An 18,764-nucleotide genomic window follows, 5' to 3' on the forward strand; every position below is an offset into this window, starting at 1 on the left:
TTCACCTCAATAGATAAAAAGATAAAAAGCATTTTTCATACTCTAAAAAACAGCCAAAAATTAAGCTTTCTATACACATAATCTATATGATTATTATATCTAATTCATTCTCGTTTTTAAATGATACCTATTATATTTGTCAAAAATTAAATTACAAATGACTGAATTAAGAGATATTATAGAACAAGCTTGGGAGAACCGAGAACTTTTAAAAGAAGAAAAAACTACTGCTGCCATACGTAAAGTGGTAGATTTATTAGATAAAGGAGAACTAAGAGTTGCTGAACCAACTAATGATGGTTGGCAAGTAAATGAATGGGTAAAAAAAGGTGTTGTATTATATTTCCCAATTCAAACTATGGAAACCATAGAGGTTGGTCCTTTTGAATTCCACGATAAAATTCCATTAAAAACAGGTTATAAAGAAAAAGGTATTAGAGTGGTGCCACATGCAGTAGCTAGACATGGTGCATATATATCTCCTGGTACTATATTAATGCCAAGTTATGTAAATATTGGTGCATATGTAGATGAAGGTACTATGGTTGATACATGGGCTACTGTTGGTAGTTGTGCTCAAATTGGTAAAAATGTACACTTATCTGGTGGTGTTGGTATTGGTGGCGTTTTAGAACCATTACAAGCTGCTCCAGTAATTATAGAAGATAATGTATTTGTTGGCTCTCGTTGTATCGTTGTAGAAGGTGTACATGTAGAAACTGAAGCTGTTTTAGGTGCTAACGTTGTTTTAACAATGAGTACCAAAATAATTGATGTAACTGGAGACAAACCTATAGAAATGAAAGGTCGCGTTCCTGCACGATCTGTAGTTATTCCTGGAAGTTATACTAAAAAGTTTGCTGCTGGAGAGTTTCAAGTGCCTTGTGCCTTAATTATTGGCAAACGTAAAGAAAGTACCAATAAAAAAACATCGCTTAACGATGCGCTTCGTGAAAACGATGTAGCTGTTTAATTTTTTTTTAAATAGCTTAATAACTATTACTAGTTTCATTATTTTAAGTCGATAGGAAATGAAACTAGTAATTCTCTTTTTATTTTTTTTATAAATAAAGTAATACATTTAGAATATGAAAATTGTCATTCTTGCTGCGGGTATGGGTTCTAGGCTAGGTAATCCTTTTCCTAAACCTTTAACACCTTTAAAAAACGGAAAAAGCATAATGAAAATGCAAACCGATAATATAGCTTCAAGATATAATATTGACGACATAAGTGTCGTGGTTGGGTTTAAAAAAGACTTAATTATGGAACGCTTTCCTGAGCTTTCTTATGTTTACAATCCTTTTTTTGATAGAACTAATACGTCTAAAAGTCTATTACAAGTATTAAAAAAAAATAGAGATAAATCTGTACTTTGGTTTAATGGCGACGTTGTTTTTGACGAAAAAATATTAGATATATTAAATCCTTTTATAAAAAATAATCAATCATTTGTGGCAGTAAATACCAGTAAGGTTGCAGATGAAGAAGTAAAATATACTTTAAAAGAAGGTTTTATAGATGAATTATCAAAAACAGTAGAAAACGGACTTGGAGAAGCTGTTGGAATTAACTTTATTTCATCTAATGATATTCAAAATTTTATTGAAAGATTAGAAGAATGTGACGCTAATGACTATTTTGAAAGAGGATTAGAATTAGCTATTGAAAAAGATAACCTAAAAATAAAAGCCGTAGATATTTCTAAATACAACTGTATGGAAATAGATTTTATTGAAGATCTTGAAAACGTTAATAACTTGTTATAATGAAGGTTATTCTTTTCTGCCAGAATAATTATGCTTTTGCAATTCTAGAGCCTATAAAAAAAGTTTTAGAAGCTAAAAACGATAATTACATCTGGTTTATTAAAGAAAAGATTTTAAACGATTTCCCTTATAAGAAAGATAATTACACCACTAAAATATCAGATTTAGAAAATTATAATAGTGATGCTATTTTTGTTCCCGGCAATGAAGTTCCTTATTTTTTAAGAGGGTTAAAAACTCAAGTTTTTCATGGGTTAGCTGGCGAAAAAAAAGGTCATTTTAGAATACGCCACTATTTCGATTTATATCTTACACAAGGTCCTTATTTTACAAATAGATTTAATGATTTAAAAAGTATTCATAAAAACTTTGAGGTTATTGAAACTGGTTGGCCAAAGCTTGATGTCTATGGTCAAGATAAAAGTTTGTACAATTCATACAAAACTGAATTACTTGACAAGTATAAAGCTAAAAAAGTTATTCTTTATGCTCCTACGTTTTCACCAAAACTAACTTCTGCTCCATTTTTAATTAATCAAATTAAAAGTCTTGCTAAAAATTTAGATTATATCATTCTATTAAAATTTCATCCTTTAATGGATCAAGAATGGATTAATCGTTATAAAGAATTAGCCAATGAAGTTCCAAATATCATTTTCCAAAACGAAAAAAATATTATTAAGTTTTTATTAATATCAGATATATTAATTAGTGATACGTCATCAGTAATTTATGAATTCATTTTATTAGACAAACCCGTGATAACATTTAATAGTATTTCTGAAAACATCAAATGGGAAGACTCTAATAATTATAATAAATTAATAGAATTAGTAGACACAAATTTAACTAAAGACCCTTTTGCAAAATCTAGAGATATAATTGTTAAACAGTTTCATCCATATAACGATGGCAAATCTGCAGAACGCATGGTGGAAGCTGTAAAATCCTATATTAGCACAAATGGAATTCCTGCAAAAAGGGAGCTTTCATTTTTAAGAAGATTAAAAATACATTCCAAGTTTGGAAGGCCTCATAAAAATTAGAACCCAAATCTAAAAATAATTTGAAAAATACCACCCCAAAAATTTCAGCTCTAATGATAACTTATAATGAAGTTAATCATATTGATGAAGTTATAGAAAACATAAGTTTTACAGATGAAATCATTGTAATTGATTCATTTAGTACAGATGGGACCATTGAAAAATTAAAAAGTCATAATAATGTAAAAACTATTTGTCGTGAATTTAAAAATTTCACAGATCAAAGAAATTTTGCACTACAACAAGCCTCTAATGATTGGGTTTTATTTATAGATGCTGATGAACGTATAACACCTAGTTTAAAAAAAGAGATTACTGCTGAAATTACTAAACCGCATAACGATATTGTTGGTTTTATGTTTAGACGTGAGTTCTATTTTAATCAAAAACGAATACGGTTTAGTGGCTTTCAAACGGATACTACTTATAGATTATTTCAAAAGGAATTTATAAAATACAATGAAGCAAAAATTGTTCATGAAATGCCATTAATTAAAGGGAAAAGTAAAATTTTAAAAAGTAAAATGTTACACTATTTTATTGACAATGCAGCACATTACAAATCTAAAATGGAACATTATGCTACACTTAAAGCATTAGAGGTTCACAAAAAAGGAGTAAAACCAAATTTCTTTCATTTCTATTTTAAACCTTTCTATAAGTTTATTTACAATTATTTTATTAGACTAGGAGTATTAGACGGAAAAGAAGGATTTACACTATGCTATTTAAGTGCTTATGGTGTTTATTACCGCTATGTTGAATTAAAAAAACTTAATAGTTAAGACTTCCAGAATTTTAGTTTCTTTTTCAATCGCTTTTTTCTATAATATTTTTCCTGAAAAGCTTCAGTACCATTCCACATTAAATTGAAAATTTTATTATAATCTTCACCAGAACATTTTGCATATTCATCACTCATAACTTCTACCATAGATTTATGTATTGTTAATCTAGTGAAGTTTTTAATTCTAGTTTCAAAAGTTAATGGTCCAAAATTCATTCTATTCAAATCAACTAAATAAAAATCATATCTATTACCATTCTTTTTAATCAAAGTATTTCCTGGTGAATGATCTAAAAAGTTTATACCTTTTTCGTGTAAACTAAAAGTAAATCTTGTAAAAGCACGTAGTATATTATCGTAATCGGGAATGTTAAAATCAGTTGTAAGTTCTCTGTAGGTTAAATCACAATCTAATTGCTCACTTATATAAAAACTCTTTTTGAAAAGAAAAGATGTTTTAAATTCAAAAAAAGCTAAAGGCTTTGGAGTTCCCACCTTCATTTGTAATAATTTTTCAGCATATTCATAAGAGCGCTGTGCTTTACTCTTTCTAAAAAAAATATAAACTATTTGATTAACAATATTAGGAATTTTAAATGCTTTTATGTTTACATTAATATTATCAAAATTTACTGTTTTTATAATATTACGTTTACCCTCTCCTCCTTCTAAATTATCAAAATTATGAATTATTTTAGTTAGCTCTTTATTAAAAACATTATCAAGATCATTACTAAAAACTTTTACTTCTTTCATTTATAATAAAACAATATCAAATAATTATTAAAACGCATTCTACTCTAGCTTAAAGTAAATACAATATAAATTTCTGTTGTAAATTTACACCAGTGCAAATATATGATTCATAAAATGAATAAAGAAATAAACAAAGCTATAGAAGTTCTAAAAGATGGTGGACTCATACTCTACCCAACAGATACTGTTTGGAGTATAGGATGTGATGCCACTAATGCTGAAGCAGTTAAAAAAATATATGAGCTAAAACAACGCAAAGACAACAAAGCTCTTATATGCTTGGTTACAGATGACAGAATGCTTAAAAAGTATGTAAAAAACATACCTGAAGCAGCTATTAGTATTATTAACATCTCTGAAAAACCAACAACTATAATATATGATGATGCACAAAATTTAGCATCAAATTTATTAGCAGAAGATGGTACTATAGCCATTAGAATTCCTGATGATGAATTTTGCTATCAACTTTCTAGAAAACTTAACAGCGCCATTGTATTAACCTCTGCAAATCTAGGTGGTAAACCTATACCAAAATCGTTTAAAGAAATAGCTCCAGAGGTTTTAAAAGGTGTAGACTATGTTGTAAATTTGCAACGCGAAAAAATCTGTAATAAACCATCATCAATTATTAAATTGAGTAATAATGGTATTGTTAAGATTATTAGAGAGTAAAACCTCAAATATCACTAATGAACTACAAAGAAGCTTTACAAAACCCCATTTTTAAAATCATTTCTCAATCTGCTAAAGAATTAGAATTAGACAGTTATGTGATCGGTGGTTTTGTTCGTGATTTTATTTTAAAACGAGGTAATGCAAAAGATATAGATGTTGTTGCAATTGGTGATGGCATAAAACTAGCAAAACAAGTTGCTAAAAACTTAACTAACAAACCAAAAGTACAAGTATTTAAAACTTATGGCACTGCCATGCTTATTTATAACGATATTGAAATTGAATTTGTCGGAGCACGTAAAGAATCTTATGATGAAAAGAGCAGAAACCCTGCTGTAGAAAATGGCACTTTAGAAGACGACCAAAACCGAAGAGATTTCACTATTAACGCATTGGCTTTAAATTTAAACGAGGCTAATTTTGGCGATATACTAGATCCGTTTAATGGCATACAAGATTTAGAAAATAAGACAATAAAAACTCCTTTAAATCCTGATATTACATATAGTGACGACCCGTTACGTATGATGCGTGCTATTCGGTTTGCAACGCAACTTAACTTTAAAATTGAAGAAGAAAGTTTAGATGCAATAAGTAGAAATTCTAATCGGATAAAAATTATTACTAACGAACGTATTGTTGTAGAACTACATAAAATTTTAGAAAGTAAAACACCTTCCATTGGATTTTTACTTTTAGAACAAACTGGATTACTAAAATATATTTTACCAGAACTAACAGCTTTAAAAGGCATTGATGAAGTTGAAGGCCAACGCCATAAAGACAATTTTTATCACACTTTAGAAGTGGTAGACAACATTTCTAAGCATACTGACAACCTATGGTTACGTTGGGCTGCTTTATTACATGATATTGGAAAAGCGCCAACTAAAAGATTTAGTAAAAAAGTAGGTTGGACATTTCATACACATGAATTTGAAGGTTCAAAAATGGTTTACCATTTATTTAAAAGGTTAAAAATGCCTTTGAATGATAAAATGAAGTTTGTCCAGAAAATGGTATTTATGAGCTCACGTCCTATTGTACTTGCTCAAGATATGGTGACTGATTCTGCTGTTCGTCGTTTAATTTTTGATGCTGGCGATTATGTTGAAGACTTAATGACACTGTGTGAAGCAGACATCACTACCAAAAACGCTAAAAAATTTAATAAGTATCATAATAATTTTAAAATTGTACGTGAAAAAATTATTGAAGTAGAAGCACGTGATCAAGTAAGAAATTTTCAACCACCAATTTCTGGTGAAGAAATAATTGCTGCTTTTAATTTAAAGCCATCGCGAGAAATTGGCATCATTAAAGAAGCTATAAAAGAAGCCATTTTAGAAGGAGAAATTCCTAATGAACATGAAGCTGCTTATTCATTAATGCTAAAAAAAGGTAAACAACTTGGTTTAACATATGAAAAAGGATAACAAAAAAGTCATCTACTGGCTATTAACAGGGTGCTTACTAATTTTTATTATGGTTGTTGTAGGTGGAATTACCAGACTTACACATTCCGGACTTTCAATATCAAATTATAAACTTATTTCTGGTACCATTCCTCCTATGAATGATGTTGAATGGCAAGAAGCTTTTGAGTTATATCAACAATATCCAGAATACCAAAAGCTAAACAATCATTTTTCACTACAGGATTTTAAAGATATTTACTTCTGGGAATGGCTACACCGCGTTATTGGCCGTTTCATTGGATTAGTATTTTTACTACCCTTTTTATACTTTTTAATAACCAAACAGTTAACCAAACCTACTATTAAGAAAGCAATTATTCTTCTAGGAATGGGAGCTTTTCAAGGTTTTATGGGTTGGTATATGGTTAAAAGTGGCTTGGTTGATAATCCAGATGTAAGTCACTATAGGTTAGCAGCTCATTTAACAACTGCTTTTGTAACATTTGCCTATACTTTTTGGGTAGTTTTAGATTTAATGTTTCCTAATAAAAGAGAAATTGATATTAAGTTTAGAAACTTTATAAGAATATCACTTGCCGTTTTATTATTGCAAATTATATACGGTGCTTTTGTTGCAGGTCTAGATGCTGGTTTTATTCATAATCACTGGCCAATTATGAGCGAAGGTAAATTTATACATCCTACCGTATATATTGAACAAAGTCCTTTATACAAAAACTTTATAGAAGGTAAAAGTGGTGTTCAATTCGTTCATAGAATATTAGCATTCATTGTGGTAATATTCATTTTCTTAATTTGGAAAAAATCTAAATCAAAAGAAATTACCAAAACACAATTTAAAGCAATAAAAAGTTTGTTAATTCTTATAAGTATTCAATTTGCTCTTGGTGTTTTTACCATTTTATTACATGTTCCTGTTTGGTTAGGAGTTGCTCATCAAGTAGGTGCTTTTTTCTTGTTAAGTGCCATGACATTTACGTTACATCGTTTTAGTAAATAATTAAAAAAACATACCTTTGCACTTTAATTTCCCACCATGATTTATAGATTTAGAGTTATACTTGATAATGATACAGAAGATGATATTTTTCGCGATTTAGAAATTCGTGAAAGTGATACATTGGAAGATTTGCATAACATCATAACACAATCGTTTGGTTTTGATGGTACTGAAATGGCTTCTTTTTACATAAGTGATGACCAATGGAATCAAGGTGAAGAAATTTCATTGTTCGATTTAAGTGAAGATAATTCGGCTCGCTTAATGAACGAAACATCTATTGACAGTGTTGTTCATGAAATGCAAACCAAGCTTATTTATGTTTACGATTTTTTAAGCTTATGGACTTTTTACGTTGAATTAGCTGAAATTGTTGAAGAAAGTAACGAAATAGATTATCCTAATTTAATGTTTGTTCAAGGTCAAGTTCCAGATTCTGCACCAAATAAAGTTTTTGAAGCCGATGATGAGCACGATGAATTTGATGAGTTTGAAGATGGTATTGACGTAGATGACTATGATAACCTAGATTTTGATGAAAACTGGAATTAACTTATTTTGCCAGGTCTAAAATTCTCATAATTATCAGTTAAATACTCTAAAGATTTTTTTAGTATTTTTCCCATAGATTTACATTCCAAAAACTCATTATCCAAAGTATATTGATAAATTTTAGATTTCAATAAATCAATGTTTTCTGGCTTAGAAATAGTATCTTCTATCATACAATCTATCAATCTATCTATCCTTCCATGATAGCTTTTTAAACGTTTTACTAAAATAGAACGCTCTTCTATTTTATATTGATCAATAGATAATTTTTGGAACATTTCAGAAACCAATGTAACCATTTGTACGTTTTCCTTAAAAAATTGAGGTCTATAAATATTAAACTTTCCTTCATAAGATTGTTGATCAAAATCTATAGCTCGTATTTTATAAACTACATGATCAAAATCGTGTGTAGGTACAATAACATAGTTATACGAACGCATATCTCCTAACAGCCTAATCATACAGCGTTCATTAAATTTAACAAACTCTTTAGCTATTTGAGCTTTTTCAGACCTATCGCACTTTGGAAGAAATTTTTTAATAAACTCATCTCCAGGAATACCTGCAATATGTTCTTCTATTAAAGTATCCTTATGAACCAAAAAATTTAAATTATAAGGAGACAACATATGTTCTAACTCCAAACCATAAACACGAGAAGCATCTGCTTTTTTTATATAGAAATAAGTGAAGTTATCATTTAATACGTTTCTAACTTTTATCCTAAAAGGTTTAGAATTTCCGAACGTGCAATAATCAATAGCATCTACACTTAAAAAAGAAAAGGATGTCTCATTTCCATCAGAATGCAGAATTGTATATATTTTTTTTAATGCTAATTCTATTTCTTCTCTTTCAAACTCGTTGTAATAAACACGGATCCACAATGTATCATTGTCATCTTTATCATAAACAACAATCGATCCTTGAAAACGTAATAAATCATCATAAAAAAGAGGAAGGGTAATATTTCTATTATATCTTGCTAAATAATTCTGTAACTTAAGTGTCACAGGATAAGACGGTTTTTTTTTTGATATTTTTAAATCTTGCATAGCAGTTTCTAAGTTATTCAAATTTAACATTTTTATCCTTAAGCTTGTAACAAAAACCAAAGAGTATCGTCTTATTTTAATAACTAACCAATGTCGATTTCACTCGACATAAAAAAATACAACATTGGATTCTATTCTTACCATTAATAATCTTACAAAAAAATTCGGGTATTTAACAGCTGTAAAAAACTTATCGTTTACAATAAAAAAAGGTAATGTATATGGTATTTTAGGTCCAAACGGTAGTGGAAAATCTACAACACTTGGCATGGTTTTAAATGTTGTAAATAAAACCGAAGGAAATTTTCATTGGTTTGACGGTAGCACCTCAACACATAATGCTTTAAAAAAAGTAGGTGCCATTATTGAGCGCCCAAACTTTTATCCTTACATGACAGCTTACCAAAACTTAAAGTTAGTTTGTAAAATTAAAGGAGTTAACCTAAATAAAATTGATGAAAAACTAGAGGTTGTTGGTCTTTTAGACAGAAAAGATCATAAGTTCAAAACCTATTCTTTAGGAATGAAACAACGCTTAGCCATAGCTTCTGCCCTATTAAACGATCCCGAAATTTTAATTCTTGACGAACCTACCAATGGTTTAGACCCTCAAGGCATTCATCAAATACGAGAAATAATAAAACAAATAGCAGTAAAAGGCACTACTATATTATTAGCATCGCATTTATTAGATGAAGTTGAAAAAGTATGTACTCATGTTTTGGTACTTCGAAAAGGCGAAAAATTATATTCTGGACGTGTAGATGAAATGATTTCTAGTCATGGTTTTTTTGAATTAAAAAGTAACAAACAAGATAGCTTAATTGCTTTTATAGAAAAAAATAATGCTTTTGGAAAAGTTAAAATTGAAGATAATTTAATTACTGCTTTTTTAAATGAACCATTAAAATCTGAAGATTTCAACAAACAGCTTTTTGAAGCAGGTATTATTTTAACGCATTTAGTACAACGTAAAGAAAGTTTAGAAGAGCAATTTTTACAATTAACAGATAATAACTAAAATAAACTAAGCATAACACATGTTACGACTTTTAAATATAGAATTTCAAAAATTAAAACACAACAGAGCTAGCAAAGTCTTAATAATAATATATTTTGTTCTACTAAGTTTAATAACACTTATTTCTTTAATAAAATTTGATATTGGTCCTATAAAATTTCATTTAGCAGAAATGGGGATTTTTAACTTCCCTTACATCTGGCATTTCAACACCTTTGTTGCTGCTTTTTTTAAAATTTTTCTATTATTAGTTATTGTCTCAATGACAGCTAATGAATACAGCAACAAAACACTAAAACAAAATCTTATTGATGGTTTAAGTAAAAAAGAATTTGTTTTATCCAAATTCTATATGGTTCTCACTTTTGCGGCAATTTCTACAATTTTCGTTTTTATTGTTTCTCTTATTTTAGGCCTCATTTACTCTAGCTTCACTGAAGCTACAATCATATTCACCGATTTAGAATATTTATTAGCTTTCTTTATTAAGTTAATGTGTTTTTTCTCATTTGGATTGTTTTTAGGTGTTTTAATTAAACGATCAGCGTTTGCTGTTGCTGCAATGGCAGTTTTGTTTTTAATAGAATTCTTTGCCTATGTAGCTGTGAGTGTTTCTCATAGTGGAGATAAACACTTCGCTGATAGCATTTTTCAATTTACACCATTTAAAGCCATGTGGAATTTAATTGATGAACCTGGTTCTAGATTATCAGCAGCTAAAGAATTAGCGGCTCAGTTAGGAGAAGACATATCATACGATTATGCAGTACACTGGTATGAAATAGTTATTGTACTTGGTTGGACTGCTCTATTTATCTTTTTGTCGTACAGATTGTTAAAAAAACGAGATTTATAATTTCTTTTAATAGCTTTGCTATTGATGAAAAAATTAATTGTAGTTTTTCTTTTTATTAATAGTATATTTTGTTTCGCTCAAAAAGAAGCTTCAAACTGGTATTTTGGAAACAATGCTGGCATAACTTTTAATAATGATGGAAGCGTTACAACTCTATCAGATGGAAAATTAAGCACCATTGAAGGTTGTGCTACTATATCAGACAAAAACGGAAACTTATTATTTTATACAGATGGTATAACCGTTTACAATAGAAATCACACAGTAATGGAAAGAGGCTTATTTGGAGATCCTTCAAGTACTCAATCTGCTATTATTGTTCCAAAACCTGGCGACCCCAACATTTATTATATTTTTACTATTGATACTACAGTTAGGGTTAATGACACTGATTTTGGTTTTAACTATTCTATAGTAGATATGACTTTAAATAGTGGCTTAGGAGAAGTCACTTTAAAAAATAGTAACCTCCTTGAAGATAGCTCTGAAAAAATTTCAGCAGTAGTAAAAGACTGCATATCTCAATCTATTTGGGTAATTACTTTAGCTGATCCAACTGGAGCTCCTACAAATATATATAATACTTTTCATGCCTTCGAGATAAGTACTACAGGTATTAATACCAAACCTGTATCTTCTTCATTTCCTGATTTAAATATTGATGATCAAAGGGGCTATTTAAAACTATCGCCTGATGGCACTAAAATGGCTTGTGCAAATCCTAGAAATGGCTTATATCTATTTGACTTTGATGCTTCAACTGGAATTGTAAGTAGCGAATCTAAATTGAATATAATTGGAAGAAACAGAAACCCATATGGTGTAGATTTTTCGCCTAACAGTCAATTACTATATGTTCATGCTTCTAACGATTTTTTTGATTTTGACAACCCTTCTAATAACAATATCCCATCTAATCATAGCTCATCGTTAATTCAATATAATATACTTTCATCAAATATTGATGCATCTGCTATTATTATTGATGATAGACAATTATACAGAGGAGGTTTACAACTAGGCCCAGATGGAAAAATATACAGAGCATTGAGTGCAACCTATAATTCTGGAACTTCTCACCTTGGAGTAATCAAAGATCCAAATAATTTAGGTTTGGCGTGCAATTACATTCATAATGCTATTAATCTAGCTCCTAATACTTCATCTCAAGGGTTACCACCATTCATAACGTCTTTTTTTTCTGAAAAAATTGATATTATAGATTCTAATAGTAATATATTTTCAACATCTTTATCACTATGTGATGAAGACACCTATACTTTAACATCACCAAATATTTCTGGGGCAACATATATTTGGAAGCGTAATAACGTTATTTTACCTGAAAATGATTTCGATTTAATTGTTTCTCAAGATGGATTATACGAAGTTTTTATTGCCCCCAATACTGGTGAATGTGACAAAAACCTAGAAGGACAAGCAAAAGTAACATTTAACACAAATCCTGTTGCTTATAATTATACTCTAATACAATGCGATGAAGATGGTATTTCGGGTGGATTTACAAGATTTAATTTAAATGAAGCTACTACTCATTTAACAGGTAATATTGAAGGGCTTTCTGTTAAATTCTATACAGATACCGCAAGAACAAATGAAATAATCAACACCAATTCTTATAATTATAATGCCGATAACCCAAAAGCTATATATATAAAAGTCATTGATGATTTAACAAATTGTTTTGATACATCTGAATTAACACTTAATCTTAACATTACTCAATTTAACAGTTTTACTGCATCACCTTTATGTGATGAAATTAATTCGGAAGATGGCATAAACACATTTAATCTTAACGATATTACTTCTGAAATACAATCTCTTAACAATATAACCTTCCCAATCATCTATTATGAAACTTATGATGATGCTTTATTAGAAAAAAATGGTTTAGGAACTTCTTTTATTAATACTAATCCTTATACTCAAACCATTTACGCACGTATTGAAAATGAAAATAATTGTTTTGGTATTAGTGAAGTATATTTAACTATAAATAAATTACCAGAAATAGAAATTGAAGACTTTTCCTATTATTGCTTGAACAAATATCCTAAAACTATTACCATAAATGCTGGATTAATAAATGATTCTCCTAGTAATTATTCATACAATTGGTCTACTGGAGAAGTCTCTTATAATATTGAAATAAATAAAACAGGAACATATAATGTAACTATAACTAATAAATTTACTGGATGCTCAAAATATAGAACTATTACAGTTGAACCTTCTAACACTGCAACCTATAATAACATAAATATTGTTGATGTATCAATTAACAACACTATTACCGTATTTGTTTCTGGAGAAGGAACATATGAGTTCGGGTTACTTAATGAAAATAATATTTTATTAAGAACTTATCAAGAAAGTAACATTTTTGAAAATGTTTCACCAGGTATTTATACAGTTATTGTAAACGATATAAAAAACAATTGTGGCTCGGTACCACAAAAAGTTTCTGTTATAGGTTTTCCAAAAGTATTTACTCCTAATGGAGATGGGTTTAATGATACTTGGCAAGTACAAGGCGTTTCTGGCATGTTTCAACCTAAATCTAAAATACTCATTTTTAATAGATTTGGTAAATTAATTAAAGAATTAGATCCCTTAGGAGAAGGTTGGAATGGCTTATTTAATGGCGAAGTTTTACCATCTGATGACTATTGGTTTTATGTTACTTTACAAGATGGGCGAATATTTAAAAATCATTTTACTTTAAAACATTGAATATAAAAAGATAATATCAAAATCAATTAATAAGCATTTCATCCTATTTTTTTTGCATTTCATCTAAATATTCTCTATTTTTCGCAAATATTTAAAGTAATCATTCATCTTTTTTACCCAAATAAAAAAAATTGAAAAAAAACCTACATATTTTAATTTTCACAATCCTACTATCTTGTGGTTATACAAACATGTTTTCTCAACAAATAACTGTTGACAATACAACTAGTTTGCAACAACTTATTCAAGGTAACCTTGAAAAAGGTTGTGTTTCAATTACAAATATAACTTCATCTATAAATGGAAGTACTTATGGTTTTCCAAGTTATGCACAATTCAATAGAGAGAATTCCAACTTTCCGTTTGAAAGTGGTATAATGTTAACCACTGGTAATGCTTTATCTGCAGGAGGTTCTACAATTACAACAACACTCAGTGATGGTCCAACAAATTGGGGTTCAGATACTGATCTAGAAACTGCATTAGGTGTTAGTAATACCCTTAATGCAACCTCTATTGAGTTTGATTTTGTTTCAACCTCTAATCAATTACAATTTAATTATTTATTAGCTTCAGAAGAGTATGAAGGCGTAAATTCTTGTCAGTTTTCTGATGGTTTTGCTTTATTAATTAAACCAACCGGAAGTGCAACCCCATATCAAAATATAGCAGTAATTCCAAATACAACAACATCTGTAAACACTGGAAATATACATCCTCAAATTGGTCCTAATTGCCCAGCTATAAATGAACAATATTTTGATGGGTATAATCTTGGTGACACAAATTATGAAGGAAGAACAACCGTATTAACAGCATCTACAACTATCGCTCCTTATGTACAGTACCATATAAAATTGGTTATAGCCGATCAATCCGATCAAACTTTTGATTCTGCAGTATTTATTGAAGCCGATAGTTTTAAGATTTTAGATTTAGGTGACGATATATCTACATGTTCTGGTACAGCATTATTAAATGCTGATGTTCAAAATCCTTCAGCTGATTACAGATGGTTTTTAAATAATAGTGAAATTAATAACGAAACAAACCCAACACTTAATGCGATACAAAGTGGCACTTACAGAGTTGAAGTTACTGTACCTCTTAATAATAGTGCATGCGTAGAAGAAGATGAAATAATAGTTATACTAAATACCGAAGAAAACATCAATTCTATATCAAATTATGAAATTTGTGATGATATCACAAATGGTGTTGGTGTAGAAAGCTTTGACCTTTCTATTAAAGATTCAGAAATCATAAATAACATACCTTTTACTAATTATACTTTCTCCTACCACTTATCTGATGCTGATGCTAGAAATAATGGTATAAATAATATTACTACAACACAAAACACAACAACTCCACAACCTATTTATGTCCGTATTGAAGATACAGATACGGGGTGTTTAGGTTTTACAAGTTTTAATTTAATAGTTAACCCAATTCCTAATATAACCACACCAACAACACTTAATGCTTGTGATAGCGACGACCAACCAGATGGTCGTTCAATTATAGATTTAACAGAAAAAGATGATGAAATAACTGGTGGGCAAAGCAATTTGATAGTAACTTATCATTACAATCCTGCTGATGCTAACGATGGTATTAATCAAATAAGCACCTATATAAATAGTACAACTCCATCAGATATGGTATATGTTAGAGTTTATGATACTCAAACAGGATGCCACAATACAACAACTTTAGATATTAACATGGACATAAGCCCTATGGTTAACACAGACACTCAATATATTGATGCATGTGACCGTGATTTGGATGGCTTTGACTCATTTAATTTAACAGAAGTTTTAGCAGATATTGTAGGCAATTTATCAGGAGTTACACCTTCTTTTTACGAAACTTATTTGGATGCTGAATCTGGAAGTAATCCAATTGCAGATGCTACTAATTATAATAACATTCAACAAAATCTCCAAGAGGTTTATGTTAGAATTGAAGATGATAATACAGGATGTTATAGAATTGTCCCTATAGAAATTCATACAAATTTATTACTTACAGGAACATCAGTTGAAGATTATGCATTGTGCGATGCGGAAGGCAGTGGTGGTATTATAGGTTTTAATCTAAACACAGTACAATCATTTATAGCAAATAGTTTACCTAACATTACGGTTACGTTTTATGATTCTGAAAATGACAGAGATAATAGTAATAACCCTATACCCAAGAATGTCCTTTTTGAAGTGAGTGTTACAAGCCCAAAAACTCTATATTTAAGAATAGATAATGGTATTTGTGAAGAAGTAGCTGAAATTCGACTTATTGTAAACCCTATTTTATTATTTAAACCAACATTACCAATTTCTTATTGTGATAATGATAATGATGTTACAGATGGCAGCGTAAGCGTAGATTTATCCTATTTTGATGACATAGTAACAAGTGGAAACACAGACTTTACTGTAAGATACTTTCCAACGCAATTTGACGCTGAAACAAGTTTTAACGACCTCCCTCCTTTCCATACAATTACTGGAATAGAAACCATACATGTTCGTATTGAAAATGTTAACACAGGTTGTGCAACTGTATCTAATTTTGATATTGAAATCATTCAAGCGCCAGAAACAACAAATCCAAATCCTATTATTATTTGTGATAATGATCAGGATGGTTTTTCAGTAATCAATTTAAATGATGTTATTGTAGAAGTTGTTACAGATCCAACACAGTTTAATATAAATTTCTATACGTCTTTAGATGAGGCTAATGCTGGTAATAATGCTATTCCTCTTTCAGAAACAGCCGCTTATAATTCTAACACGCAAATTATTTATATTAGAGTTGAAAACGCTAGTTGTTATAAAATCACACCTTTAGAAGTTATAATTAATAATATACCTGTTTTTCCAATTATTGATCCGATTCAAATTTGTGAAGACGACAATGACCAAAGAGAAGCTTTTATATTAGCTGAAAAAGACACTGAAATTTTAAATGCTCAAACTGGAAAAGAAGTGTATTACTTTGAAAATGAAAGTGATGCCTTAACAGGAAATATAGCTAATGCCATACAAAAAAACAATGACTATTTTAATATCTCACCCACGCAAACAATATATGTACGTGTTGAAAATGTAACAGATCCTGATTGTTATGCAACAGATTCGTTCACCATTAGAGTATCATCAAACCCAATATACAATACTACTTTTGAAGATTATTTTCAATGTGACGATGAAAGTAATGATGAAAAACACCTATTTGATTTAAATGAAAAAATTACTGAGATTAGGCAGGGTGCTCCAAATCCAAACAATTTAGATATTTCATTCCATTTAACACCAAATGAAGCTGAGAACGATACTGGTATTCTCCCTTTACAATACACAAATGATACTAACCCACAAACTCTATATGTAAGAATTCAAAGTACGGATACACAATGCTTAATCATTGAGGAATTAGGTATTAATATCATACCAGCTCCAAATCTTACTGAAGCTACCCCTTTAATACTTTGTGACACCTATACGGATCCTTTTGATGGGATAACAATATTTAATCTTGAAGATGCAGATTATCAGAATTTAGATAGATTTCAAATGGGTATGCAAGTACATTATTTCAATACTTTCGATGATATAAATCAGAATGACGTCTTAGATAATAGTCTTGCAATTGCTAATCCAACAAACTTTATTTCAGATTCTAAAACAGTTTTTATTAAAGTAACCAATACCTTAACTGGGTGTTTTAGTGTTATACCTTTAGAATTAATAGTTGATACACCTCCAGTGGTAAATAACATTGGAACAATACAAATATGTGATAATAATACCAATACTTTTGATTTATCATCAGTTGCTGCTTTGCTAGTCAATAACCCTAATAATTTAAGCATCTCATATCATAGTACACAGGATGATGCAGATAACAATTCAACACCTATTGGCAATACATTTAATTATTCATTAAACAATCATACTATTTTTGCTAGAATTTCTAATTCTAATGAAATTTGTGTTTTAACCACATCTTTTAATTTGCAAATTAACCAGCCTCCTATTGCTAATAATGCTTCTGATTTAATAAGCTGTGACGATGATTATGATGGCTATTTTGAATTTGATCTATCACAGAACGATAATATTATATTAGGAACACAAAGTCTAACAGCACATAGTATTACTTATTACACTAATATAGGTGATGCTGAAATAGGAACAAATGCTGTTAACAATTTACATACCGCGACTAATGGCGATATCATTTATGCAAGAATAGAAAATATAATGACTACGTGTTATGAAACAACTCAATTTACAGTATATATAAATCCATTACCTGTAGTTTCTGTAGAAGATGTCATCCCATTATGTGTAAACGATTTGCCCTTAATGATAGATGCCGAAACACAAAACTCTTCTGATACATATTTATGGTCTACTGGAGAAACCACACCTCAAATTGAATTGGGGCTTGGAGATATTGGAAATTATTGGGTAACTGTAAGAAGAGCTTATACCAACGCTCCTAGTTGTGAGTATACAAAATCGTTTTCAGTAATCGAATCTGCTGTTGCAGACATAAACTTTACAACAACAGTTGATTTTGCAGACCCAAATAAAATAACTATTGATGCAAGCGGAATTGGCGATTATGTTTATATTTTAGATAATGGTGAACCTCAAGTTTCTAATGTTTTTGAAAATGTAACACTTGGTCCACATACCGTTACGGTAAGAGATTTAAATGGTTGTGAAGATATTTCGCAAGAAGTTACTGTTTTCGACATCCCAAAATTTGTAACACCTAATAACGATGGATATTTTGACACTTGGCATGTTGTAGACCATTATCAATTACCTGGAACTATTGTGTATATTTATGATAGATATGGTAAGCTTATAAAAACCTTACCACATTCATCCATAGGTTGGAATGGAACATATAATGGGTATAATATGCCTGCAGATGACTATTGGTTTGTGGCAAACATAATCCAACAGGGACAAGCTTTTACAATAAAAGGACACTTCGCTTTAAAAAGATAACCCATATAT

Annotated in this window: 14 protein-coding genes; 12 read left to right on the plus strand and 2 right to left on the minus strand. The window is 29.7% G+C overall.

Annotation, left to right across the window (positions count from 1 at the left end):
• Positions 1–157: 157 nt before the first annotated feature.
• From ACH5TW_RS03470 to ACH5TW_RS03485, 4 genes are all read left to right on the plus strand, one after another.
• Complete coding sequence (locus tag ACH5TW_RS03470; RefSeq protein WP_439335089.1) at positions 158–973, plus strand: 2,3,4,5-tetrahydropyridine-2,6-dicarboxylate N-succinyltransferase; 816 nt, start codon at positions 158–160, stop codon at positions 971–973.
• Positions 974–1,088: 115 nt separating this feature from the next.
• Positions 1,089–1,769, plus strand: a complete 681-nt coding sequence (locus ACH5TW_RS03475; protein ID WP_439335090.1) for a phosphocholine cytidylyltransferase family protein — start codon at positions 1,089–1,091, stop codon at positions 1,767–1,769.
• Positions 1,769–2,815, plus strand: a complete 1,047-nt coding sequence (locus ACH5TW_RS03480) for a CDP-glycerol glycerophosphotransferase family protein (RefSeq protein WP_439335091.1) — start codon at positions 1,769–1,771, stop codon at positions 2,813–2,815. Before ACH5TW_RS03475 ends, ACH5TW_RS03480 begins: the two co-directional genes overlap by 1 nt.
• Positions 2,816–2,835: 20 nt before the next feature.
• Positions 2,836–3,600, plus strand: coding sequence for a glycosyltransferase family 2 protein (locus ACH5TW_RS03485; RefSeq protein ID WP_439335092.1), 765 nt, complete (start codon positions 2,836–2,838; stop codon positions 3,598–3,600).
• Here ACH5TW_RS03485 and ACH5TW_RS03490 read toward each other — a convergent pair.
• The gene (locus tag ACH5TW_RS03490; RefSeq protein ID WP_439335093.1) at positions 3,597–4,358 is read right to left on the minus strand and encodes a Kdo domain containing protein; all 762 of its coding nucleotides are present in this window, start codon (positions 4,356–4,358) and stop codon (positions 3,597–3,599) included. The two genes, ACH5TW_RS03485 and ACH5TW_RS03490, sit on opposite strands and share 4 nt — an antisense overlap.
• Positions 4,359–4,472: 114 nt before the next feature.
• Between ACH5TW_RS03490 and ACH5TW_RS03495 the strand changes: the two genes are divergently transcribed.
• Genes ACH5TW_RS03495 through ACH5TW_RS03510 form a run of 4 tightly spaced genes read left to right on the plus strand, consistent with a single transcriptional unit; the run spans position 4,473 to position 8,027 of the window.
• Positions 4,473–5,033 carry an L-threonylcarbamoyladenylate synthase gene (locus ACH5TW_RS03495; protein ID WP_439335094.1) on the plus strand — a complete coding sequence of 187 codons (561 nt, stop codon included), beginning with the start codon at positions 4,473–4,475 and terminating at the stop codon, positions 5,031–5,033.
• Between the two features lie 17 nt (positions 5,034–5,050).
• A complete protein-coding gene (locus ACH5TW_RS03500) occupies positions 5,051–6,472 on the plus strand; it encodes a CCA tRNA nucleotidyltransferase (RefSeq protein ID WP_439335095.1) in 1,422 nt (473 codons plus the stop codon).
• On the plus strand, positions 6,459–7,475 hold the full coding sequence (locus tag ACH5TW_RS03505) for a COX15/CtaA family protein (protein ID WP_439335096.1): 1,017 nt from the start codon (positions 6,459–6,461) through the stop codon (positions 7,473–7,475). Before ACH5TW_RS03500 ends, ACH5TW_RS03505 begins: the two co-directional genes overlap by 14 nt.
• 36 nt (positions 7,476–7,511) lie before the next feature.
• A complete protein-coding gene (locus ACH5TW_RS03510; protein ID WP_439335097.1) occupies positions 7,512–8,027 on the plus strand; it encodes an IS1096 element passenger TnpR family protein in 516 nt (171 codons plus the stop codon).
• Here ACH5TW_RS03510 and ACH5TW_RS03515 read toward each other — a convergent pair.
• Positions 8,024–9,085, minus strand: a complete 1,062-nt coding sequence (locus ACH5TW_RS03515) for a hypothetical protein (RefSeq protein WP_439335344.1) — start codon at positions 9,083–9,085, stop codon at positions 8,024–8,026. The genes ACH5TW_RS03510 and ACH5TW_RS03515 overlap by 4 nt on opposite strands.
• A 124-nt stretch (positions 9,086–9,209) precedes the next feature.
• On the opposite strand from ACH5TW_RS03515, the gene ACH5TW_RS03520 reads away from it, so the two are divergent.
• From ACH5TW_RS03520 to ACH5TW_RS03535, 4 genes are all read left to right on the plus strand, one after another.
• Positions 9,210–10,106 carry an ABC transporter ATP-binding protein gene (locus ACH5TW_RS03520; protein WP_439335098.1) on the plus strand — a complete coding sequence of 299 codons (897 nt, stop codon included), beginning with the start codon at positions 9,210–9,212 and terminating at the stop codon, positions 10,104–10,106.
• 19 nt (positions 10,107–10,125) lie between these two features.
• A complete protein-coding gene (locus ACH5TW_RS03525; protein WP_439335099.1) occupies positions 10,126–10,962 on the plus strand; it encodes an ABC transporter permease in 837 nt (278 codons plus the stop codon).
• A 24-nt stretch (positions 10,963–10,986) separates the two neighbouring features.
• Positions 10,987–13,719, plus strand: coding sequence for a T9SS type B sorting domain-containing protein (locus ACH5TW_RS03530; protein ID WP_439335100.1), 2,733 nt, complete (start codon positions 10,987–10,989; stop codon positions 13,717–13,719).
• 191 nt (positions 13,720–13,910) lie between these two features.
• Positions 13,911–18,755, plus strand: a complete 4,845-nt coding sequence (locus ACH5TW_RS03535; RefSeq protein WP_439335101.1) for an FIDD domain-containing protein — start codon at positions 13,911–13,913, stop codon at positions 18,753–18,755.
• The last annotated feature ends 9 nt before the right edge of the window (positions 18,756–18,764 follow it).

The organism is Thalassobellus sediminis (assembly GCF_044386045.1).
GTDB classification, from domain to species: Bacteria; Bacteroidota; Bacteroidia; order Flavobacteriales; family Flavobacteriaceae; genus Thalassobellus; species Thalassobellus sediminis.